We start from the raw sequence: 22,994 nt of genomic DNA, 5'->3' as shown, positions 1-22,994 counted from the left end.
TATACAATGACAAGTAACTTAAACTCCATAAACATTAAGGAAAATTTGAAAAATCTTTTTCCTGAGTTTGACGAACAACTACTCGACTTTATTTCTAAAAATGCAATGATACGTTCTGTTGAAACAGGAAAACAATTGATTCAACCGGGACAGTATTTCCGGTCTGTAATTCTTGTATTGTCTGGAAAGGTAAAAGTTTACAGACATGACGACGAAGGGAATGAGTTTTTCATGTATTACATCGAACCGGGTTCTGCTTGTGCATTGTCTATGGTATGTGCTGCCCGAAATTTGATGAGTGATGTGGAAGCTGTTGCGACCGATGAAACACAATTAGCCATGATACCTATTGAACTTATGGATAGTCTGGTAAAAAACTATAAGACTTGGTATTATTTTGTATTAGAAACCTATCGCAATCGTTTTGGCGAATTGCTTCAGGTTATTGATAGCATTGCCTTTAAGGCTATGGACGAAAGGGTAGAATTTTATCTAAAACGCCAACTGAGCAGCACCCGATCTTATACCTTAAACATTACCCATGAACAGATTGCAACCGACCTGAATTCTTCGAGAGTGGTAATTTCTCGGTTACTAAAAAAAATGGAACAGGATAAAAAACTGCAATTGTTCAGAAATTCAATCGAAATGAGCAGCAAGTTTTACCCTCTGTAACTATTGCTACATAAATGCCATAGATAGCTTCCTAACTTTGCGCTCTAATTTGTAAACTTATGGAAATTTTAGGCTATCTGGCTTCTGCCATCATCGGCATTTCTTTAGGGCTTATCGGAGGGGGTGGTTCTATTCTAACGGTTCCTGTTTTGGTATATTTGTTACATGTAGATACCGTACTTGCAACTGCATATTCCTTATTTATAGTTGGTACTACCAGTTTAGTGGGGGTAATTCCAAAATATAGACAAGGCTTGGTTAGTATCCGAACAGCCGCAATTTTCGGTATTCCGTCTATTGCATCCGTCTATGCCACCAGAAAATTCTTAGTTCCGGCAATTCCCGATAGTTTATTCCAAATCGGGGGGTTAGAAATTACGAAAGCCATTTTTATCATGGTTCTGTTTGCTGTCTTAATGGTCGTTGCTTCAATTACCATGATCCGTGAAAAAAGGAAAAAAGACGAAAACGGAAACAACATTCCGGTTAACGACACAGTTGCCAATTTACAGTTCAACTATCCGGTCATTATATTAGAAGGCATCGTTGTTGGTGTTTTAACCGGAATGGTTGGTGCAGGGGGTGGATTTTTAATTATACCTGCTTTGGTCTTACTGACCAAACTCCCTATGAAAACTGCGGTTGGCACCTCGCTACTTATCATTGCCGCAAAATCGTTGATAGGTTTTACCGGTGATTTGGGACATTATGCCATAGATTGGAAAATGCTATTGATAGTTACTGCTATTGCGGTTATCGGGATTTTTATCGGCAGTTCATTGTCCAAAAAAATAGATGGCACAAAACTGAAAAAATCATTCGGTTGGTTTGTACTCGTCATGGGTTTTTACATTCTGGTGAAAGAGATTTTTTTCGGGTAAATTTCTATATGTAACTAAAGTAACCGATTGAAACTCTCAACTGTCGTAATTTTGTATCGTGATGTTGAAGACAACAAAATATCCTTCCCTCACAACCATTTTCAAATTTAACCAAATTTATTATTTAATTCTCAAAGCATTTTATTCATGAAAGTTGAACAAATTTATACGGGTTGCCTTGCTCAGGGAGCATATTATGTGGAGTCTGATGGCGAAGCCATTATCATAGATCCATTACGCGAGGTAAAACCTTATATTGAACGGGCAGAAAAAAATGGGGCAAAAATTAAGTATGTATTAGAAACTCATTTTCACGCTGATTTTGTTTCAGGCCATATTGACTTAGCCAAACAAACCGGTGCCACAATCGTGTACGGACCAACAGCAAAACCAAATTTTAAAGCGCATATAGCCTCAGACGGTGAGGTTTTAAAAGTCGGTAAAGTTTCGGTAAAAGTATTACATACTCCCGGACATACTATGGAATCGAGTTGCTTTTTGTTAATAGATGAAAACGGAAAAGAACATGCCGTTTTTACGGGCGATACTTTATTTATCAATGATGTTGGAAGACCTGACCTGGCTCAAAAAGGAGAAATCACTCAAGAAGTACTTGCAGGGTATTTGTTTGACTCTCTTCGTTCAAAAATTATGACCTTGCCTGACCATGTAATCATTTATCCCGGTCACGGAGCCGGTTCAGCCTGTGGAAAAAACATGAGCAAAGAAACTGAAGATATTATCGGAAGACAAAAAATGGTAAATTATGCCCTTCGTGCCGATATGACCAAAGATGAATTTGTAAATGAAGTAATCACCGGTTTGATGCCGCCTCCCGGCTATTTCCCGCTTAACGCCAAAATGAACAAAGAAGGTTATGACAGTATAGACGAAGTATTGCAGAGAGGATGTCAGGCCTTAAGTCCGGATGCTTTTGAAGCGGCAGCCAACGAAACGGAAGCCTTATTACTCGATACAAGATTGCCACAGGATTTTGCAAAAGGATTTATTCCCAACAGTATTAATATTGGAATTGATGGAAATTTTGCCCCTTGGGTTGGTGCATTAATTCCGGATATTAAACAGCAAATTCTCATTATTGCTGAATCGGGTAGGGAAGAAGAAGTGGTTACCCGTCTTGCCCGTGTGGGATATGATTATACGATTGGTTATTTGGAAGGTGGCTATGAAGCATGGGAAAAAGCAGGTAAAGAAACTGACCATATCAGAACAATTTCAGTGGATGAGTTCGCAAAAGAACACAAGGCTAACCCTAATATCAATGTCCTTGATGTTCGGAAATACAGTGAATTTGAATCTGAACATATCGTAGGTGCTGTAAATACTCCACTCGATTTTGTGAATGATGCCATGTATGCCGTTAACAGGGACAAAACTTATTATGTACATTGTGCAGGTGGTTACAGGTCTATGATTTTCAATTCAATACTACGGGCCAGAGGTTATGACAATCTAATTGACGTACAGGGTGGCATGAAAGCCATTCGTGAAAGTGGAGAATTTGTAGTAACAGACTATGTGGAACCTGTTACCATGTTGTGATTTATTGATTTAATCATCTCTTTTAATTGCAAAAGCACTTAATTCTGATTTTAGTTGGATAACGTGCTTTTGCTTTTTTAACTCAATTTTTCAACCTGAAATTTAAATATACATGTTAGACTTTTTTAAACATATCTTCGCTAAAGCCGAATATGACTTAGATGGTGAAGATTTTTATAAAAAATTTTTGGAAGATGGCGGGAATGCCGTGCTTTTAGATGTTCGCACACAAAACGAATATGCAATGGGCACAATTAAGGGCTCTAAAAACATTGATTTTTATTCCAACACCTTTCAGGACAAAATCAACGCTTTGGATAAAAACAAAACTTACTATGTTTTTTGCAGAAGCGGAAACAGAAGCGGAAAAGCATGTCAACTGATGACAGACAAAGGTATGAAAGCCTTTAACTTAGACGGAGGTATCGGTGCTTGGCCGGGATAATTCTTTAAAGAAGAAATTTTGACATAGTTAAAAAGATTGGAGTGTCCCCGGGGTTATAGTCTTATTATTAACAATAGTTAGATTATTTATTCCGGGGATTTTTTTGAAAATTGAGATTGTATTATTTTGTGCAAAATTTTTATTTAAAGACTTTATTTGGTGTGAATTTTACTGATTCATACATTTCATTTTCGGAAAATTAACATCAAATAACATTTAAATACCGGTCATGAGAAACAGCCAAAAAACAGAAAAAACGCTTTTGGACATTATAGAAAGCATTCAAACGCTGGCTGTTTGGGTGACAGTTACACTTTTATTTATAGTTGTTTTCCTGTTGTCAGGAGCAGTTACCGGAGATTTTTGGATGCTTAAATCTGTTCCAAAACTCACTGCTTCAAATAAAATTGATTCACAGGTTAGTTTACCACCAATCCCCCCTATAAAGGTAAAAAATAAGTGGGTAGCTCCTGATTTCAGTACTGTTCCCAATACAGAAAAAGGCCGCTTGATTGCTTACGGAAGATGTTTGATTTGTAACACTTCAGAATATCTTGGACCTCAGGGAAGCGTGAGTCAAATGTCAAACGGAATGAATTGCCAAAACTGCCATTTAGAGGCAGGCACCAAAATTTTAGGGAATAATTACAGCGGTGTTGCTTCAACGTATCCGAAATTCCGGCCACGATCCGGAACTATAGAAAATATTGAAAAAAGGGTGAACGATTGTTTTGAACGAAGTCTGAACGGTAAAGCCCTTGATAGTTTAAACCGGGAAATGCGGGCAATTGTTGCTTATATTGAATGGGTCGGAAAAGAAGTACCTGTCGATTCACTTCCCGGTGGAGTTGGATTATATAATGTTCCTTATTTAGACCGTCCGGCAAGTCCTGAAAAAGGTCAGTTAGTGTATATTCAAAAATGCCAGATTTGTCATCAACCTGATGGAGAGGGACAGTTAAATCCGGATGGTCGCACCTATCTTTACCCTCCTTTATGGGGAAAGAATAGTTATAATATCGGGGCAGGATTGTTCAGGCTTTCCCGGTTTGCAGGCTATGTTAAAGTCAATATGCCACTGGGTGCAACCTACTCTGCGCCTCAACTCTCAGATGAAGAAGCCTGGGATGTTGCAGCTTTTGTCAATTCTCAGCCCAGACCTGATAGAGATTTAAGTCAGGATTGGCCAAAAATATCAGCAAAACCAATTGATCATCCATTTGGCCCATTTGATGACGGATTTTCTGAAAAACAACATAAATACGGCCCTTATCAACAAATAGCCGATGCCCGAAAAAACAAAAAAGAACTTAATTCAACTAAAAAGTAATTGCGAATCCGATTTTTTAACCAAGCCGATTGATTGGCTAATTTCTATTAATAAAAATGTTACATAATCCTAATTCTTCGTGTTCATGCCGGAACTGTACCAATGAAAACTCCGAAAGTTATTCTGATTTTAAAATACATCGCCGAAATTTCCTGAGAACTTCTGTTATTAGTGGTTTGGGTTTGATAGCTTCTCCTTTGATTGCTTCTGCCGGTACGGGTGATGCTTCTCATCTTGCTGAAATTACCCGAAATAATGCAGTTAAAAGAGCCAAAGCACAGCATATCACCATTTTGAATACTTCTGATATTCACGCCCAACTGTTTACCCACGATGAGTTTTTTTGGGAAAATGGAAAACCCGTTTACAGAAAACGAGGCGGGATGGATGTGTTAAAAACTATGATTGACACACTTCGAAATGAAAACCCGGCCAATACCATCGTCATTGATGGTGGCGATTGTTTTCAGGGTGGCGGAGTAGCAGCCCTTTCTGAAGGACAGGCAATTGTTCCTCTAATCAACCATATTGGCTATGACCTTATGCTGCCCGGCAACTGGGAAGTTGTCTATGGAAAAGAAATGATGCGCAAAGATTTGGGGGGGTATCATGCAGATAAAATTTGTGCCAATATGTATCATGATACCAATGATGATTTGAACGGAGACCTGATTTTCCCTCCATATTGGACTAAAATGGTCGGAGGTGTTAAAATAGGTTTTATAGGCTATAACGACCCTTTGACACCTAAGCGTCAATCTCCCGCTTATAGTGCAGGTATCCGTTTTACCAAACCCGAAACCAATGTTGCCAAATATATCAAAATACTCCGTGATTATGAGCGATGCACAATGGTGTTTTTAGTAACTCACATGGGGCTAGCTCAACAAGTTGACTTGGCTAATAAACCCGAAGTAGAAGGTGCCGCCTATATTTTAGGTGCAGACACACATGAACGAGTGAGAAATCCTATTCAGGGGAAATATTCAAAAGTTACCGAACCCGGAGCTTTTGGTTCTTTCATTGCACGGCTGGATGTAGTCATTGAAGAGGGTATTGTCAAAGACCACAATTACCAATTGTTAGATGTTGATCCAGAAAGGTACAAACCCGATGAATCAATGACTCGATTGATGAATCAGGTCAGCGAACCATATCGAAAAGAACTTGAAACAGTAATTGGTCAAACTAAAACTACATTAGTGCGCTATTATGTTGTTGAAACTAACATGGATAATCTCATCACAGATGCCATTGCTTGGAAATTCAAACCGGATATAGCTGTTTCCAATGGGTTCCGTTTTTGCCCCCCTTTGGTTCCCGATTCTAAAACAGGAAAGGCGGATATTACGAATGATTATCTTTGGAGTATGTTACCGGTTAATTCCGAGGTGAAAAAGGGTATGGCAACCGGCAAACAAATCTGGGATTGGTTGGAAAAAGAATTACATAACGTTTTTGCCAAAGATCCTGCTAAACGTTTCGGGGGTTGGGTTGTACGATTTAAGGGGATGGAAGTAAATTTTACCATGTATAATGAATTTGGAAAACGGTTGAATTGGGTTAAAATAGGTGGGAAGTCCCTAAACCTCGAAAAATCTTATTCTATTGTTGCTTGCGAGCGTGAGGGAGATCCGGACGATACGCTATGCAGGCTTGAAAAAGTGCAAAATCCACAAAAATTAAATACTTTTCTGCACGATGTTATAAGGGAGTATTTAAAAAAGTATTCGCCGGTTTCTCCCAAAATCGAAAACCGGTGTACTGTTACTGATGCACCTAACAATGTGTTGTCGCAATTAGAAGGTTACGATTATGAATTCAGATAATCAGGCACTGAATATTTACTAACTTCAAATACATTGGTTATGAGACAAGTCTTTTTTTTGGTCGCAAGTCTTTTTTTTACTTTGGTTAAGTTTTCTGAACCGGTTTATGCTCAGGAAAAATCACAGGCAATTGATAAAACAAAATACAAAATAGTTTTTCAGGTTACCAGCGACGACACATTGGTGCATAAAATGGTGGTCCGTCAAGTTAACAACACTCTACAAGCAGCACCCAACACACAAATTGAAGTTGTCTGTTTTGGACCGGGAATAAGTATATTGGTAGCTTCAAAAACAAAGTTTGAAGAGAAAATCAATGAGCTTGTCAAAAAGGATGTTAAGTTTATGGCCTGCGAAAACACGATGAAAGAACGAAAGATCGAAAAAAAAGACATCATTAAATCAGCGGGTTTTGTGCCGGTAGCGATACTATATATAGTTAAAAAGCAGAAACAAGGATGGGGATATATCAAAGCAGGTTTTTAGATGATTCGTTTAATTCATGGTTCAAGATTATTTGTTTGGTTAGTTTTCATGAAATATAGCTAATCACAGAAAAATATACACTTCCGTTAATATTAAAGTGTGCAGTATTTTACTTACACTAAGCAAATAATAATTCAGGGAAGTCGTTTGAATCAAATAATGTGTCTGGAATTACGATGAGTTTGTCGGTAGAATTATTGTATTCCACATATTTATGAAATCCTGTTTCTGAATAGATTGTTAAATTTTGCCCACAAAAACTTTAATTCCATGAGTCTTACCAAAAAACTGCCGATATGGGTGATTTCCGGCATTATAATTTTAAATGTTTTTAGTTGTACTTCGAATAAAAGCATCAATAATCAGAATGAATCTAAAATTGAGACTAAATCAGATTCAACAACCGCCCAACGAAAACTACCATTTGAAAAGGTAGTGAAATCTGATGCTGAATGGAAAGCGCAACTTACAGATATGCAGTATTATGTAACCTGTCAAAGAGGGACTGAGCCTGCATTCAAAAACGAATTTTACGACCATAAAGAAGAAGGCACTTATTATTGCATAAAGTGTAATCTTCCTTTGTTTTCTTCTTCTCAAAAATATGACTCAGGAACCGGTTGGCCGAGTTTTTGGAAACCCCTTGAATCTGTTCATATTACCAACGTTGAGGATAACACAATGGGGATTGCAATGACGGAGGTAATTTGTTCACGATGTAATGCACATTTAGGACATCTGTTTAGCGATGGTCCTGAACCCACAGGATTGAGATACTGCATCAACTCGGCTTCATTAAAATTTGAAAAAGTGCCCCAATCAAACCGTTAGATTCTTTTAGCTTTCTAATCAATGCAGGCATTGTCAATCTCATAAATCCAAAACATCCCGCATAGTAAAAACTCCTTTTTTACCCATAGACCATTCAGCAGCCTTTATTGCTCCAATGGCAAAACCATAACGACTGTGGGCAGTATGTTTTAATTCAATACTATCTACTTCAGAATGATATGCAACAAGATGAGTCCCTTTTACCTCATCTTTCCGGTATGAAACAACAGGCAATTCTTCCGGTTTTTCTGTATCATGATTAATCCATTTTTTAAAACTTGGAATTGCTTCTAATATGGCTTCAGCCAACGTTATTGCCGTACCGCTTGGCGAATCTATTTTGTGAATATGATGGGTTTCTTCAATTCCTGGCCTGTATTGGATATGATTGGACATCAGTTTTGCAAGAATACGGTTGACTTCAAAAAAAATGTTGACACCCACACTAAAATTTGAAGCATAAACCAAAGTTCCCTTATAAACTTCGCACTGTTTTTTTACCGCTTCCAATTTATCTAACCAGCCGGTAGTTCCAATGATGACCGGTATGCCTGCTTCAAAACAACTTAAAATGTTTTCAGTTGCTGCTGAGGGTACACTAAAATCAATAGCAACATCCATTTTTTTCAGGTTATTGTAATAATCCGGAGTTTTTCTGTTAGATTGTGTAATCCTCATTCCGATTTCGTGTTGGCCGGCAAACTCTTTCTCGATAATTTCATCAATAGCTTTTCCCATTTTTCCATAACCTAACAGTGCTATTTTCATGTTTTTGAATTATTAAAATGTAGATAAACAGAAATTCAGACAAAACTAAAAAATCTGTTTTGATGATTACAGCATCACAAGTTATAAAAGGTTAAAAAACAAGAACTGTAAACCATTTTTACCTGAAACTGTTTTTAAATCAATTGCACAAAAATTTTTACATCTTTCAATCCTTTAACTATGAGATTTTTATTTGTTCCAGTGTTCAGTTTCTTGTTTGTTTTACTCACATCTTGTATGGGAAATGCTCAAAATGCCACTGATGTAATAGAACAACCCAAGCCGCCTGTTGCTGCTACTATTACATCATTACAAATAGGCGATCAGGCTCCATTGCAAGAACATAACATGACTGATGTGTCGGGAGCCGACGTGTCAATCAAAAGCTCAAAATTAGAAAATGGACTTTTAGTTATTTTTTCCTGCAATACTTGTCCTTATGTAGTTGCTTGGGAAGACCGTTACCCGTTAATTGCTGAATTTTGTAAAGCCAATAATATTGGATTGTTGGTAGTCAATCCCAATGAAGCTCAAAGAGAAGGTGTAGATTCTTACGAAGCGATGCGTCAACATGCCATTGATAACGATTATCAATTTACTTATGCTATGGATAAAAACCATGATTTGGCAGATGCTTTCGGAGCAACACGAACACCTGAACTATTTCTTTTTGATCAAAACTTATCCTTGACTTACAAAGGCTGTATTGATGACAACATGAAAGAACCAGAAAATGTACAGCAGTTTTACATTAAAAATGCAGCCCTTAACATGGTAGGAGGACAAACTATAGATCCCAATATTACCAAATCTGTAGGTTGTAGCATTAAAAGAATAAGTAAAATATAGTTAAGCCAAAGAAATGGCTTATTTTCATTTACTATTGTGATATTTAGTTCAAAAAACGGGTTAGCATCTATTTAGCTAATCCGTTTTTTTGAATCAGATACATTTGTAATAAATGGGGATTGTTAAGGCTTTAAGCAAACAGACAGATATAGTACATTTTCTTTTTTCACAAAAAAAATACTTCACCATTCCGAGAAGTTGAGATAAAGTTGTAATTTAGTGTAATTTTTAGTAACAAATGATAGAATTAACAGTTATTTCACATCCTGCGGTTGAACCGCGCAAAAAAAAACCCGATTGGTTAAGGGTAAAATTGCCGGTAGGTCAAACTTATAAAAGCGTCCGGAATATTGTTGATGAGTATAAATTACATACAATTTGTGAAAGCGGGAGTTGTCCAAATATGGGAGAGTGTTGGGGTGCCGGAACCGCTACTTTTATGATTTTAGGAAATGTATGTACTCGTTCCTGTTCTTTTTGTGCAGTAGCAACCGGTCGTCCAACAGAGTTGGATTTAGACGAACCCAAAAGAGTTGCTGAAGCGGTGAAGTTGATGGGGGTAAAACATTGCGTGATTACTTCTGTAAACCGAGATGAGTTAAAAGATGGCGGCTCCTTTGTATGGGCAGAAACAATCAGGCAAGTTAGGTTTTACAGCCCACAAACTACCTTGGAAACATTAATCCCGGATTTTAAAGCTAAATGGGAAAATTTATACACGGTTTTAGCCGAACGCCCGGAGGTTGTTTCTCACAACATGGAAACTGTCAGCAGGTTATATAAATATGTCAGACCACAAGCAAAATATGAAAGAAGTCTGGAACAAATAAAACGGACCAAAGCAGAAGGACTGAGAACAAAATCGGGTTTTATGGTGGGTTTGGGTGAAACGGACGAAGAAGTTTACCAACTCATGGATGACCTATTGACAAACGATTGTGAAGTTCTAACAATAGGCCAATATTTGCAACCAACAAAACATCATTTGGATGTGGCAACCTTTGTTCATCCTGATACGTTTAGGAAATATCAGGAAATTGGGTTGGCCAAAGGATTCAAATATGTTGAAAGTGCGCCTTTGGTCAGAAGTTCGTATCATGCAGAAAGGCATTTATTCTGATTTAGAAAGACTAATATAATTCATTCAGAATAATGCCTGAAAGATATATAACTAAACACGAGACAGAAGCAGTTGTGAGTAAAACAAAAAATCGTCCTATGTAAGGACTTATTTATTGCTAAAGCCAAGTAATTCCATTATTTTGCAAAAAATTTAAGTTTCATCCAGTTATAAGCGAGTATTATGAAAAAGAAATTACCAATTTTTGCTTTATTGACAGTTTTTGTTTTGTTCGTTTTTGCATATAAGAATAACACAATAAATTTAAACGAACAATCTGCCAATTCTACTTCTCAAACGGAAGCCGGTGAAAAGAAAATTAAAAAACGCGGGATTGCCAGAGCTTTAGATTTTTGGTATAAAATGCGGGTTAATCCGGAAACTGGGGAAGTTTCATTGAATGATGTTTTGCGAGCAAGAAAACAAGCAGACCATCAAAAAGCGCTTAAAGATGCCTCTTTAATTCAGTGGAACTTTATGGGACCCAATGATGTAGGAGGACGGACACGCGCTATATTAATTGATCCTACAAATCCACATAAAATGATTGCAGGAGCAGTTTCCGGCGGTATTTGGACCTCTGATGACGGTGGATTAAATTGGTCCGAGCATCCTCAAAATCTCGAATTGCCTTGCCTTACAATATCTTGTATTGCTCGTTCTGCAAACGGCCATATATATGTCGGAACCGGTGAAAAAATCTGGGGTGGCGTAACTCCGGGAAATGGAGATAGTGGTTTTGCAGGTTGCGGTATTTACAAATCAACGGATGGTGGTACAACTTACAACCTTTTGGAAAGTGCCATACCAACAACAAACAGCGGTACTCACCGATGGGCTTATATTGTTGCTTTAGCCACTCATCCTACAAATGCCGATTGGATATATGCAGCAACAGATGTTTCTATGTATATGAGCAAAGACGGAGGTGAAACCTGGATTTCTCCAAATGGAATCCCCGATTTAAGTGGTAGCGCATGGAGTGTTATCGCTGCATCTAACGGAACTATACATGCCCTCGTAGGTTCACAATATTTTAAATCTACAGATGGTGAAAACTTTGTTCAAAAAAGTGGTCCTGCTCTTGGTAATTTCCCGTCTTATGGAAACAACAAAAAATTAGCAGTTTCACCAACTGACCCCAATTATGTTTATGCTATTACAACCAATGGCTCACCAAACTTTGGATGTCTCCGTCAAGTATTACAATCTTCAGATGGCGGCGAAACCTGGATTGAAATAGGCGCAGGAGGAAGTGAATTTTTTGAGCCTTTAGGAAATGCAACGCAATGTCAGGGATGGTATGATTTATGTATTGCGGTTGATCCTGCTAACAAAGAAAGAATTTTTGTAGGTGGAGTGGATATGTGGTCATGGTCTGTGAATGACAACTGGCAACAAGTTGCCAATTGGTTTCCTGAAACACCTTCCTATCCGTATTATGTTCACGCAGATAAACATACTTTAGTTTTTCATCCCACAAATCCAAATATATTGTATATCGGCAATGATGGTGGCATCGCCCGTTCTATAAATGCGGGCAATTTAGCACCTACGTTTACAACTCTGAACCGCAATTACAATGTAACTCAATTTTATTCAATTGGAGCTAGTGATGATGGAAGAGTTTTAGGCGGAACCCAGGACAACGGCACTCAGTTTGTAACTCTGAGTGGCGATTCCTATTTAGCCGGTACCGAAGTTATCGGTGGTGACGGGGGTTATGTAGATATTTCAAAAATTAACCCAAATGTAGTATTTGGCGCTTATGTTCAGGGGGCTTTATATCGTTCGTCCAATGGTGGACAATCTTTTGCCGGCGGATTTTTAGATCAAAATATTGACTGTCAGCCTCTCAATACTGAAGGAAATTGTGCCGGAGATGGCTCGGTGGACGGAAGTCCTGAGTTTATTACGCCCACCTTATTATGGGAAGACGTGAATGCCAATTTATCTGTTTTTGTAACTGGTAACGGTATTGGTCAAGTCTTTGTAACTTTGGAAGGACTGAATGTAAGTACAGTTCCAGAATGGCGCAATATTGGTAGTTTCGGAGGATCCGGAAGTGGTCGAACAGTTACTTGTGTCAATGTTTCAAGAGATGTGGCAGGCAGAGTAATGGTAGTAGCCGGATCGGCAGATGGACGGGTTTTGATTTTGAGAAACTTCATCGTGGATGAATCAGTTGCCGAACCACAATTAGCGACCTTAGCCCAAGTTTTAAAAAAGGAAATTTCCGCAGCAACAGTAACAGCCGGTTTGGATAATGCCCGATATGTTACATCAGTAACACCGGACCCATACAATCCTACATCTTTGACAGTTACTATGGGAAATTATGGTCGTGAGGTTTATGTTTTCCGAACTCTAAACGCAACTAATACCACTCCTGTTTTCTTTTCAATGCAGGGAACAGGCGATAATGCATTACCTCCTATGCCTGTTTATGATTTGGTGATAGATATCGGAGACCCCAATCGCATTTTTGCAGCAACTGAAATGGGCGTATGGATGTGTGAAATCATACAAACAGGAGCAACAACCTTTGATTATATCTGGTCAGAACAAAATGACGGCATTGGAAGGGTTCCGGCATTCAGAATTCGACAGGAACCTATTAAATCCAGTGATCAGGTAGGATGTTATGTTTTATATGTAGGTACACATGGAAAAGGTTTATACCGAAGCACTACTTTTACTTTCCCAACCTGTGATACTGAACTTCCTGATTATGGTAGTCCTGTTGGAATTGAAACCCCAACCGGAAAAGATTTGGCAATTCAGGTTATCCCCAACCCATTGGTTAACCAAGGAATCTTTAAACTGACAATTAACAAACCAACAGAACAGGCAACAGTTTCTGTTTTCAATACCAATGGACAATTGGTTTGTCGTCAGATTGTTAACGGAACTGCAGGAAGCCAAACAATAGATGTAAATGCTTCTGACTATTCAGCCGGTGTATATATCGCCATTTTTGAAAATGGAAGCGACAAAACAGCTACAAAATTTATTGTTAAATAATTTTATTCTGTTTTAAGCTATAAAAGCCTCTTCTGATTGTTTGTATCAGAGGAGGCTTTTTGCATTAGTCAAATAGTCCATATACTTTTATCGTTGCTAATGAGGTAGGTTCAGCCTTAAATTGTTGTGCAAATTCCCATCCCTGCATAATCATTTCCATCTGTTGTGCTCCATCTGTGAGAACTTTCTCTATGGCATTTGCCATTTCTTCAACATCCAAAGGATTTACGTAAATCGTACCCGGACCACCGGCCTCCGAAAAACAAGAGCCTTTTGAGGTAATTACTGGAGTTCTGCTAAACAGACTTTCTACAATAGGAAGCCCAAAACCTTCAAATTCAGAAGGATAGACCATTAAACGGGCACAACGATAGATTGCTTTTAATTCGCTGACAGGTAAATAAGGTATAAAAATTATCTGATTTGCAAGATGATGTTCTTGTATATATTGCCAAACCTTGTACTCATAATCTTTTCCTTTCCCGATAACAACTAAGGGAACTTGTAATCGTGATTTTAAAAGCTCTATCGCTTTTACCAATGACAGCAGATTTTTGCGCTCGGTAATTGAACCGACATATAAAATATATTCTTTCGGAATTTGAGGGGGTAATTTATAATCTAAGGGAACGAATAAACCGTGATTTAAGAAAAGACGATCGTTATAGTCGTTGTAATATCTGCTGTCAACAGCTTGATAGACCACTTGAATTTTGTCTGGAGATACTCCAAGAAATTCAACTAAATCTTCTTTGGTTTGCTTGCTTATGGCAATAATGACATCAGCCTGATTGCAACTATGTTTCCATTTTCTCAAATACATCCACCGGTCAAATGTTGGGTAATAGGATGGATATCTCAAAAAAATCAAATCGTGTATGGTTACAATTTTCCGGGATTTAACTTTTTGGATGTTTAATGGCAATTCGTTGCTTAAACCATGGTAAATATCAGGTTTGTCTTTGTTTATTGCATTTCCTAAAAACATGCTGCGCCATATATTCCCTCCAATTTTTATTTTCCAAATTCCTTTTGGACTTCGGATAGCTGTATTTATCCGCGGCTTAAAAGCATCATCTCTTGCCTGAGTTAAATCTTCGAGGCTAAAACTAAAATGAGGGGTATATAATAAATACCGGTTAGCCGGGTATAGCTCAGATAAATTACTCACCAATGTCCGGCTGTAGTTACCTAATCCTGTTGAATTGAAAAACATTCGTTTGGCATCAAAAGCAATAGTCGCATTTTTTATCTGCATAATCTAATCAACTAAAATCTGCTGAAAAGTACTAAAAGTATGGATGATGTTTGGAAGTGGGTTGTTGTCAGAAGCTACAAACTTTTTAAAAAGAATAGGCCAGTATTGCTGAGTTAAGGACAAAAATAATTTTAAAATTTGAAATCAGTCTGTATGGATTTGTCTTAAACAATATAAACAACTTTAGCAGTCTGCAATCATCTAAATTGAATGTTTCTGATTATTTGAGTAAAACTTTCGTGAATTTTTTTGATAGAACTTATTCATCATTAACTTTGTATTTTAAAACGATGGCAAAGAAATTACAGGACATAGCTATTGTGTTGTTGGCAATACTAATATTGATAACCTCTGTGGGAATATCAGTAAATCAGCATGTTTGCCTCAGCAAAGATATGTATGAAGTTTCTTTGTTTCCAATCGAAAAATGCGAATCCATTCCTGTTGCACCTCATTCCTGTTGTGCTGCTTCTAAAAATGGGGCATGTTTTTCTGATTTTTCAAATGATGGAACGAAACACACAAAAGAAAAGAAGTCGTGTTGTAGTTATGATTCGGAATATGTGGTATTAACTACTGATTTGGTTCCGCCAACCGTTTCATTAAAATTGGCACAACAATTTTATTTCCACATAGCCCCTTTATTAGGGTTTATTAAATCTTCTTTAGATTTTTATTCTGCCAATAGCATTCTTCCTAAATTTGCATTAAAGCCCCCTCTTCCTGCAACTGAACAGCATTATTGCAGTTTCTTGCAGGTTTTTATTTGTTAGGTTATATATTTTCAGATGTACTACAATTTGTTTTTCAACAAGTTGTATTATATAATATTTTTACATTGAAAATATTGTTTGGATCTGACTGTAAAGTCTTCAATATTACCTGATTAATAAATTATCATGCAAAACTATCAAATCAACTTTGCAAGAGAGGCAGGTTTAAAAATTACTCTTTTTTTAGCCTTACTGCTTGTTTATCAAATAGGAAATTCTCAAAACCGGATTACCGGTAAAGTAGTAGCACCAAATCAAGATGCCATCATAGGAGCCAATATATATTGGTCGGATACTGAAATCGGAACTACAACTGATGAAAATGGCAATTTTGAGTTAACTCGTGAAAACAACTATTCTGTTTTGGTAGCCAGTTTCGTTGGCTATTTAAACGATACTATTCGTTTAGCCGAAAATCAAAACCATGTTTTATTTGCCCTGACTGTTGGATTATTATTAGATCAGGTCAGCATTACCGAAAAACAAGGATCCACCTTTATTTCAAACCTTAAAACCATCAAGACAGAGATGGTAACGGTTAAGGAACTTCGAAAAGCAGCCTGCTGTAATTTGTCAGAAAGTTTTCAAACCAATACTTCTGTCGAAATTGGTGAGGCAGATGCTGTCAGCGGGGCTAAAAATGTGAGGATGCTGGGATTGGACGGTGCTTATGTGCAAATGCTGACGGAGGGCATCCCAACTTTAAGAGGTTTAGCATCCACGTATGGATTGAACTATATTCCCGGACCATGGATGGATGCAATTGCAATTACAAAGGGAAGCGGATCGGTAACAAATGGATATGAGCCTATAACCGGACAAATCAATGTGGAATATATGAAGCCTGAAAAAGCAGACCGGCTTTATCTGAATTTCTATGCCAATCACATGGGAAGGTTAGAAGGCAATTTAAATCTCGCACATCGGTTTACAGATCAATGGAGTACTATGGCTTTGTTGCATGTTTCAGGACTAAATAACAAAGTTGACCACAATGACGACCATTTTTTAGATATGCCAAAATATAAGCAGTTTAGCTGTATTCAGAGGTGGAAATATCATGGTGAGAAGTTAGAGTCCATGTTTGGCGTAAAACTCTTGTCAGAAAACAAAATTGGAGGGCAACTTGCCTATAATCCGGACATTCCAAGGACTATTGATAATGGTTATGGAATAGGAATAAATACTAAACGGATAGAAGCATTTGCCAAAACAGGTTTCTTTTTACCGGAACCCAATAGCAGTATTGGCACAATGGTTTCAGGAATTTATCATCAGCAAAACGCTTTTTTCGGTTTAAAGGAATATGAAGGGATTCAAAAAAATCTCTACATCAACCTGCTATATCAAACTATAATTGGAAGTACAGATCATCAGATTACTTCAGGTTTTAGTTTTATGCACGATGATTATGACGAAACTTTTAATCAGGTTCAATATCAGCGTACAGAGAATGTACCCGGAATTTTTACGGAATATTCCTATAATTTAGCCGATAAAATGAGTTTAGTCAGTGGATTGCGTGCCGATTACCATAACCTTTATGGATTTATGTTAAACCCGCGCATACATTGGCGATACGACCTGTTTGAACAAGGAACGATACGCGCTTCGGTAGGAAGGGGAATGAGAGTTGCCAATATATTTGCACAAAATATGAGTATTTTTGCTTCGTCTAGAGAACTTGTCATACAGGAAGCATTAAACCCTGAAGTGGCTTGGAATTACGGATTAAACTACACTCAAAACTTTACCCTCTTTGACAGAGATGGTTTTGTAACCTTTGATGCTTATCGTACCGATTTTACCAATCAGGTTATTGCAGACGCTTATAGTACCAGTAATCTGTTGCAGATTTACAATCTGAATGGAAAATCTTTTGCCAATAGTTTTCAGATTGAAATGAGTCATGAGGTACTTAAAAAAGTGGATGTTAAAATGGCTTATAAATTTGACGATGCCCGTTCAACTTTTGGTGGACAACTGTTGCAAGTTCCTTTACAGGCGCAGCATAAAGCATTGTTCAATATTGCTTACGAAACGCTGAATAGTCATTGGAGATTTGATTTTACCACACAATGGCATGGCCCGCGTTATTTGTTTAATACTCTATTAGACAATGGCACTCAAAATCTTAAGCCCGAAAAATCCCCATCTTATTTTATCCTTCACACTCAGGCTACTTATATTTTGCGCAATTTTGAAATTTATTTAGGAGGAGAAAACCTAACCGGATTTACTCAACACCATCCCATATTAGCACATCATCAACCTTTTGGTGAAGAATTTGATGCGACTAATATTTGGGGACCAATAGTTGGAAGGATGTTTTATACCGGAATTCGATTTAAATTGCCTTATCCGGAAAACCAAAACTAACTTTTTCAGTTATTTATCATCTATACAATTGGAATTTTAATTCCTTTATTTCTACTTAAAACATTTACAAACTTTAAAAAGCATATAACATGAAATCTTTTAAAACCTCTATTTTTAATTTTGCTCTTGCAATTGTTTTAATAGCCGGATTTATTGTAAATCAGCCTCCTGTTCAGGCAGGAGGGAAATCTGAAACTGTTGAAATTCTGACCTCTGCAATCTGTGATATGTGTGAAGAAAGAATTGAAAAAGCGGTTTACAATACTAAAGGGGTGAAAGCAGTAAATCTCGATTTGGATACTAAAATCGCCACTGTTAAATTCAACCCAAAAAAAGTATCAGCAGATGAAATTAGAACAGTAATCAGCAATGCAGGTTATCGGGCCGATGAATTGCCCGCAAACGAAACTGCTTACAATAAACTACCGGGCTGTTGCAAAGCTCCCGGTGCATGCAGCAAATCTGAAAGCAACAACAAACATTGAGGAAAATAACATCCTGATTTTGCCTAATCTTTTTAAAAAAGAGATTTCAGGCAACTTCTTCGATTTTAGGCAATCAATTCGTAAAACCAATTGGTACAAACCCGTCTTATGTAAATATAAGACGGGTTTTGTTTTTTTTACTTTGATTCGTAATGATACAAAAACCCTTCTTTGTAAGGCATTTCGAGCAATAGTTTTCCGTTAGCTATTTCCGGTTTTCCCGATTTTGAATACACCCAGAAATTGAATTTCCGGTTCAAAGTTTGAGATTCTGCAATAAAACTTCCATTCGATAGCCCGTTTAAGACAATATCTGAACAAGGGAAAAGATGAGAGTTTCCGCCTGCTAAAGAAACATCATTATTGGTGTTTACAGCTAAAAGGCAAATTGTCTGAAAAGGCAAAATTGAGATGATTTCTTCAGGCTCGATATGTTTTGATAAACGGTTATGGTAAAAACATTTTCTGAAATTCTCAGGTAAAAACCGGATTTCATCAGACATTTGTAAATTTATTGATTTTGCGGTCAAATTACTGAATAAAAGATAGTGCAATTCACCTATACTAAAACCAATCCGGTAAACCTCATTTTCCTGTGCAACTCTGTAAATGTTTTTTTGTTGAAGCGGAAACTGAGAAAGGTAAAGGTGCAGCATGTCAGGGGTATATTCATTGATGTTGTCCGAAACAAACTGGAGTGAACCAAACAATTGATTGATGATGAAGAGGGTATATTGTTGTTCAGGTAGCAGATTGTGGTTGTGCAGTCTCAAAATACTGACATCGGGGTCATTGAAAAAAGCCCTGCCATTTAACTGATGCCGGTTAATGGTATTTTTAATGGCATTTATGGTTGATACCCCTTCGCGGCTTCCCAACCAGTTTAACAAAGGAAAGTCCCATTTCAGATGAATATCTGGCCCAATCCGGCAAAAATCTGTTTGCCCCATTGCAGCGCTTAAAGGCACTCCACAACCCAAAATCAACTTGTCTCCAACTGTTTTTCGCAACCAATCCATGGCTTCATACATGACTTGTCCCCTTGTTTTTCCGGGAGGTGGCTGCAGGGCTACGGCATATAAAAAATCGAGTTTTACCATGTCAAACCCCCATTGATTTAAAATGGTGTCAAACACCTTTTTGAGATAATCCTGAACACGAGGATTGTAGAAATTCAAGGGATACATAAAGCTGCGCCAAAGAAAATTATAGGCTGCTTTTACCGGATTTCCGTTTTTCTGACGCAACAGAAATTCGGAATGTTTTTGATACAGTTCGGATTGAGACTGGCAAATAAAAGGTGCGAGCCATAAACCAGATTGGTAACCTTGTTTGTGAATCGATTCCGAAATTAATTTTAATCCATTCGGAAATTTTTGGTTTACCTGCATCCAATCGCCAACTGCCTGCTGCCATCCGTCGTCAATCTGAAAAAAATTTATGGGAACCTGATGTTTTTTAAAAGCTTCAAGGTTGTCTAAAATTACCTTTTCGTTGATTTTGGTATAATAATGATACCACGAAGTAAAACCTGCTCCTCCTGCCGGATTTGTTTTACCCGAACCGGGAAAACTGGAATGCGCTGCTTTTTCCGGCAAATTAGTTTTCATAAGTTCGAAAAAAGAATCAAAAACCTCATTTTCACTTCCACAGGCAATATAAAGAGAAAAGGCATTGAATATCCTGCCTTTGTTAACTTGTAAACTCTCGCAGTCTTTAGAAATGGTGATTTTGCCATTTGGTTTGTTAGAATCAAATTCAATCAGTGTATATGCGCTTCGCTCGTCAGTTGAACCGATAAAAAAAATGGGAAGCCTGTCCTTAGAGCGGATAAATGCATAAGTCCAACTATGCAAGATGCCTGTTTTTTCTGTGTAAGGGTAAATTTGATAATCACCAAAGGCACTAATCAAATTTTTGGCAAAAAACCTTACTTTCTTAAACCGGTGATTAACCGGATATTCCTCACTTAAGGTCCATGATTGAAATCCATTGCAAAACAACCGCTCATTATTTTGAAAAGTATAAGGGAGGTTAATTGCCAACTTATCTAAAACAAGATCCTGCCAAATCTGCAGCTCAATTTTTACCCATTTCCCCAACATCAGTTCCTGAGTAGAAATTTGTGCCGTCAACCCTTCGATAATTTGTTGTTGAATATCAACATGAAGTGTAGCGCGTTTGGTTTTTTTACCAAGACGATATTGGATGTCAAGGGTTAAATCTTGCATTTTTTGGGTAAAAATACAATTTGAACTTTAAAATTTTCGGATGAATAAGCAATCAGAAAAGGCTGAACAATTCTTAACATAATAGTAACCTTACGGTAATCGGCAGGAAACATGGTCTTCGTTATTTTGCACCGCAAACCAAACATACTCTTAAAGAGCGTTTAACTTGATTTCTAAATAGGCATAGTTATTTAATAACATACACCCATTTTTGCGCTGTCAGACTTCCGACTATCTGGATTTAACTCCATTTACCGGAAGTCTTTTATTTTAATGAGGTATTAATTAGAATTAAACATAAGAATTAGGTCCTTCAAAACTCTAAATCTCTAATTTTTAGGTGGCGCGCATCGTATTTTGTGGGCAAAATCAAAATGATTTGTTGTTAGAAATGCCTTTGAAAACTTGTTTACAACAACAACTCGAAACTGTTCTTCCAATTTCAGGCACAAAGATTGAACTTAGTACAGGAGTTAAACAGGATAACATCATATTCTGACTGAAAGATGAAAAACAAAAACGTCACATTTCCTGATACAAAAAAAACAAAATGAAATAAAAAACGGAAGATTTCAAACTTGATATTTTATAGATAAAACATGGTTGAGTTTATTTGTAATATTAAAAAACAAGAATGAAACAAGAAGCCGGCTAATTTTTGTTTCTTTGAGTTAAAATGAGGTTTGAAACAGTACTATACTACTTCAAAAATTATAAATGATGGAAGAAATGGGCGCAAGTTTGTTTAACAGTTTTTCCTAAATCAATTTTGTTTCTGCAAATCAATTCATTCAGAGTTGATTAGATAGAAATTGAAAGATATAAAATGTAATTATCCAATAACACTCCGATTATGAGAAAACATAGCATATTCGCATTTTTATTTTGTTTCACCTTTTTGGGTTGTAACTCTCAGAAAAGTGAGAACATTAAAGTTGAAGAGACTACAAAATATATCAGTGAAAATATTGAGAATGAAAACAAGAGCATTGCAAACAAAAATATAACTCAATTTGATTCGAAAACTAAGACAATACATATTTTTGTAGCACTATGCGATAACAGATTTCAGGGCATAGTACCGGTTCCTGAAATGATTGGCAACGGGCAAGACCCCGATAACAACTTGTATTGGGGATGTGCTTTTGGGGTAAGGACCTATTTTAGAAAAAGTAATGAGTGGAAATTGCTCAAGACTCAAAAAGTAGATTCTGTCAGACTTGAGCGGTTAATTTTTAAGCATACAACAAAAAGTTATTATTTAGTCGCAGACGCTTATGACGGACAACACATTAAGCAATGTACAAAGGACTTTCTGAATAGTAGTGCGGGACTACTAAATGACACATTACATATTAATGACGCAATAATTGGAATTGCAGGGAACTCAAAGTTGGTAGCCTATATTGGGCACGACGGACTTATGGACTTTCAGTTGTCAGAAAACTACCAAAATACTGACAATAAGAAAAGAGATGTAATTATCCTGGCTTGTTACAGCAAAAGATATTTCTCCCCTTTATTAAATTCAGCTAATATTAATCCAATTTTATGGACATCAGGATTGATGGCTCCCGAAGCATACACAATACATGATGCAATTACGGGCTATCTTAACAACGAAACAAACGAGCAGATAAGAAGCAGAGCAGCTATGGCATATTCTAAATACCAAAAATGTAGCGTTAAAGCGGCTAAAAATTTATTGGTAACAGGGTGGTAAAATGAAATACTGCCAATAACACTAACTGTTATTCAACTACACAGTGTTTCTTTTTGGTGTTGCATAAAATTTCCCGTGGTTTACCATTGCTTTAAAAAAGTATAGGGTGCTTCTGGGATTGGTTATTTTTCAAAGACTGTTTTTTGGTTGGAACCCCCCAAAGTAAAGACTTAGGATTCCCGTTTACTTTCTCAAATTTAAGGGAAAGTTCTGTTTTAGTCAGCGACAATTTTGTAAATGACGGTTATAACAATCACCTGCCAGCCTTAAATCATTCAATCCTTTCAATGAGTTTTTTAGCTGAATTTTTGCTCAGATTAGCAACCTGTCGGGTTGTTCAATTT

Annotated in this window: 18 protein-coding genes; 15 read left to right on the top strand and 3 right to left on the bottom strand. The window is 37.1% G+C overall.

The window, feature by feature from the left end; genetic code table 11:
- The first annotated feature begins 6 nt into the window (after nt 1–6).
- The 8 genes from IPM47_16460 (at nt 7) to msrB (ending at nt 8,040) form a co-directional block, all read left to right on the top strand.
- Complete coding sequence (locus IPM47_16460; GenBank protein QQS28436.1) at nt 7–675, top strand: Crp/Fnr family transcriptional regulator; 669 nt, start codon at nt 7–9, stop codon at nt 673–675.
- A gap of 59 nt (nt 676–734) precedes the next feature.
- Nucleotides 735–1,556, top strand: coding sequence for a sulfite exporter TauE/SafE family protein (locus tag IPM47_16455; protein QQS28435.1), 822 nt, complete (start codon nt 735–737; stop codon nt 1,554–1,556).
- A 147-nt stretch (nt 1,557–1,703) separates the two neighbouring features.
- Complete coding sequence (locus IPM47_16450; GenBank protein ID QQS28434.1) at nt 1,704–3,119, top strand: MBL fold metallo-hydrolase; 1,416 nt, start codon at nt 1,704–1,706, stop codon at nt 3,117–3,119.
- A 112-nt stretch (nt 3,120–3,231) separates the two neighbouring features.
- Complete coding sequence (locus tag IPM47_16445; protein ID QQS28433.1) at nt 3,232–3,564, top strand: rhodanese-like domain-containing protein; 333 nt, start codon at nt 3,232–3,234, stop codon at nt 3,562–3,564.
- A 229-nt stretch (nt 3,565–3,793) separates the two neighbouring features.
- Nucleotides 3,794–4,894 carry a c-type cytochrome gene (locus IPM47_16440; protein ID QQS28432.1) on the top strand — a complete coding sequence of 367 codons (1,101 nt, stop codon included), beginning with the start codon at nt 3,794–3,796 and terminating at the stop codon, nt 4,892–4,894.
- Between the two features lie 56 nt (nt 4,895–4,950).
- On the top strand, nt 4,951–6,723 hold the full coding sequence (locus IPM47_16435) for a 5'-nucleotidase C-terminal domain-containing protein (GenBank protein ID QQS28431.1): 1,773 nt from the start codon (nt 4,951–4,953) through the stop codon (nt 6,721–6,723).
- A gap of 39 nt (nt 6,724–6,762) precedes the next feature.
- A complete protein-coding gene (locus IPM47_16430) occupies nt 6,763–7,209 on the top strand; it encodes a DsrE family protein (GenBank protein ID QQS28430.1) in 447 nt (148 codons plus the stop codon).
- 270 nt (nt 7,210–7,479) lie between these two features.
- A complete protein-coding gene (gene msrB, locus IPM47_16425; GenBank protein QQS28429.1) occupies nt 7,480–8,040 on the top strand; it encodes a peptide-methionine (R)-S-oxide reductase MsrB in 561 nt (186 codons plus the stop codon).
- A gap of 39 nt (nt 8,041–8,079) precedes the next feature.
- On the opposite strand, the gene dapB is transcribed toward msrB, so the two are convergent.
- The gene (dapB, locus tag IPM47_16420) at nt 8,080–8,808 is read right to left on the bottom strand and encodes a 4-hydroxy-tetrahydrodipicolinate reductase (protein ID QQS28428.1); all 729 of its coding nucleotides are present in this window, start codon (nt 8,806–8,808) and stop codon (nt 8,080–8,082) included.
- Between the two features lie 180 nt (nt 8,809–8,988).
- Between dapB and IPM47_16415 the strand changes: the two genes are divergently transcribed.
- The 3 genes from IPM47_16415 to IPM47_16405 all read left to right on the top strand — a co-directional run bounded on the left by IPM47_16415 (nt 8,989) and on the right by IPM47_16405 (nt 13,801).
- Nucleotides 8,989–9,657 (top strand): redoxin domain-containing protein, encoded by a 669-nt coding sequence (locus IPM47_16415; GenBank protein QQS28427.1) that lies wholly within the window; start codon nt 8,989–8,991, stop codon nt 9,655–9,657.
- A gap of 238 nt (nt 9,658–9,895) precedes the next feature.
- Nucleotides 9,896–10,777: a lipoyl synthase gene (lipA, locus tag IPM47_16410; GenBank protein QQS28426.1), complete on the top strand. Its 882-nt coding sequence runs from the start codon at nt 9,896–9,898 to the stop codon at nt 10,775–10,777.
- Nucleotides 10,778–10,960: 183 nt separating this feature from the next.
- On the top strand, nt 10,961–13,801 hold the full coding sequence (locus tag IPM47_16405) for a T9SS type A sorting domain-containing protein (protein ID QQS28425.1): 2,841 nt from the start codon (nt 10,961–10,963) through the stop codon (nt 13,799–13,801).
- Between the two features lie 64 nt (nt 13,802–13,865).
- Here the strand turns inward: IPM47_16405 and IPM47_16400 are convergent, their stop codons facing one another.
- Entirely contained in the window at nt 13,866–15,059 is a 1,194-nt protein-coding gene (locus IPM47_16400) for a glycosyltransferase family 4 protein (protein ID QQS28424.1), read from the bottom strand.
- Between the two features lie 290 nt (nt 15,060–15,349).
- On the opposite strand from IPM47_16400, the gene IPM47_16395 reads away from it, so the two are divergent.
- The 3 genes from IPM47_16395 to IPM47_16385 all read left to right on the top strand — a co-directional run bounded on the left by IPM47_16395 (nt 15,350) and on the right by IPM47_16385 (nt 18,696).
- Complete coding sequence (locus IPM47_16395; GenBank protein QQS28423.1) at nt 15,350–15,832, top strand: hypothetical protein; 483 nt, start codon at nt 15,350–15,352, stop codon at nt 15,830–15,832.
- Between the two features lie 126 nt (nt 15,833–15,958).
- On the top strand, nt 15,959–18,211 hold the full coding sequence (locus tag IPM47_16390) for a TonB-dependent receptor (protein ID QQS28422.1): 2,253 nt from the start codon (nt 15,959–15,961) through the stop codon (nt 18,209–18,211).
- Nucleotides 18,212–18,300: 89 nt separating this feature from the next.
- Nucleotides 18,301–18,696 carry a heavy-metal-associated domain-containing protein gene (locus IPM47_16385; GenBank protein ID QQS28421.1) on the top strand — a complete coding sequence of 132 codons (396 nt, stop codon included), beginning with the start codon at nt 18,301–18,303 and terminating at the stop codon, nt 18,694–18,696.
- A 137-nt stretch (nt 18,697–18,833) separates the two neighbouring features.
- Here the strand turns inward: IPM47_16385 and IPM47_16380 are convergent, their stop codons facing one another.
- Nucleotides 18,834–20,927, bottom strand: coding sequence for an alpha-galactosidase (locus IPM47_16380; GenBank protein ID QQS28420.1), 2,094 nt, complete (start codon nt 20,925–20,927; stop codon nt 18,834–18,836).
- Nucleotides 20,928–21,894: 967 nt separating this feature from the next.
- Here IPM47_16380 and IPM47_16375 point away from each other — a divergent pair.
- The gene (locus IPM47_16375; GenBank protein QQS31506.1) at nt 21,895–22,650 is read left to right on the top strand and encodes a hypothetical protein; all 756 of its coding nucleotides are present in this window, start codon (nt 21,895–21,897) and stop codon (nt 22,648–22,650) included.
- The last annotated feature ends 344 nt before the right edge of the window (nt 22,651–22,994 follow it).

The organism is Sphingobacteriales bacterium, assembly GCA_016700115.1.
Taxonomy (GTDB): Bacteria; Bacteroidota; Bacteroidia; order Chitinophagales; family UBA2359; genus UBA2359.
The sequence above is the reverse complement of the archived record's forward strand: the minus strand, read 5'-3'. Positions and strand labels throughout refer to the sequence as shown.

Excerpts from the sequence above, each read along its gene's own strand:
- IPM47_16460 (QQS28436.1), top strand. The coding sequence starts at position 7 with ATGACAAGTAACTTAAACTCCATAAACATTAAGGAAAATTTGAAAAAT.
- IPM47_16455 (QQS28435.1), top strand. The coding sequence starts at position 735 with ATGGAAATTTTAGGCTATCTGGCTTCTGCCATCATCGGCATTTCTTTA.
- IPM47_16450 (QQS28434.1), top strand. The coding sequence starts at position 1,704 with ATGAAAGTTGAACAAATTTATACGGGTTGCCTTGCTCAGGGAGCATAT.
- IPM47_16445 (QQS28433.1), top strand. The coding sequence starts at position 3,232 with ATGTTAGACTTTTTTAAACATATCTTCGCTAAAGCCGAATATGACTTA.
- IPM47_16440 (QQS28432.1), top strand. The coding sequence starts at position 3,794 with ATGAGAAACAGCCAAAAAACAGAAAAAACGCTTTTGGACATTATAGAA.
- IPM47_16435 (QQS28431.1), top strand. The coding sequence starts at position 4,951 with ATGTTACATAATCCTAATTCTTCGTGTTCATGCCGGAACTGTACCAAT.
- IPM47_16430 (QQS28430.1), top strand. The coding sequence starts at position 6,763 with ATGAGACAAGTCTTTTTTTTGGTCGCAAGTCTTTTTTTTACTTTGGTT.
- msrB (QQS28429.1), top strand. The coding sequence starts at position 7,480 with ATGAGTCTTACCAAAAAACTGCCGATATGGGTGATTTCCGGCATTATA.
- dapB (QQS28428.1), bottom strand. The coding sequence starts at position 8,808 with ATGAAAATAGCACTGTTAGGTTATGGAAAAATGGGAAAAGCTATTGAT.
- IPM47_16415 (QQS28427.1), top strand. The coding sequence starts at position 8,989 with ATGAGATTTTTATTTGTTCCAGTGTTCAGTTTCTTGTTTGTTTTACTC.
- lipA (QQS28426.1), top strand. The coding sequence starts at position 9,896 with ATGATAGAATTAACAGTTATTTCACATCCTGCGGTTGAACCGCGCAAA.
- IPM47_16405 (QQS28425.1), top strand. The coding sequence starts at position 10,961 with ATGAAAAAGAAATTACCAATTTTTGCTTTATTGACAGTTTTTGTTTTG.
- IPM47_16400 (QQS28424.1), bottom strand. The coding sequence starts at position 15,059 with ATGCAGATAAAAAATGCGACTATTGCTTTTGATGCCAAACGAATGTTT.
- IPM47_16395 (QQS28423.1), top strand. The coding sequence starts at position 15,350 with ATGGCAAAGAAATTACAGGACATAGCTATTGTGTTGTTGGCAATACTA.
- IPM47_16390 (QQS28422.1), top strand. The coding sequence starts at position 15,959 with ATGCAAAACTATCAAATCAACTTTGCAAGAGAGGCAGGTTTAAAAATT.
- IPM47_16385 (QQS28421.1), top strand. The coding sequence starts at position 18,301 with ATGAAATCTTTTAAAACCTCTATTTTTAATTTTGCTCTTGCAATTGTT.
- IPM47_16380 (QQS28420.1), bottom strand. The coding sequence starts at position 20,927 with ATGCAAGATTTAACCCTTGACATCCAATATCGTCTTGGTAAAAAAACC.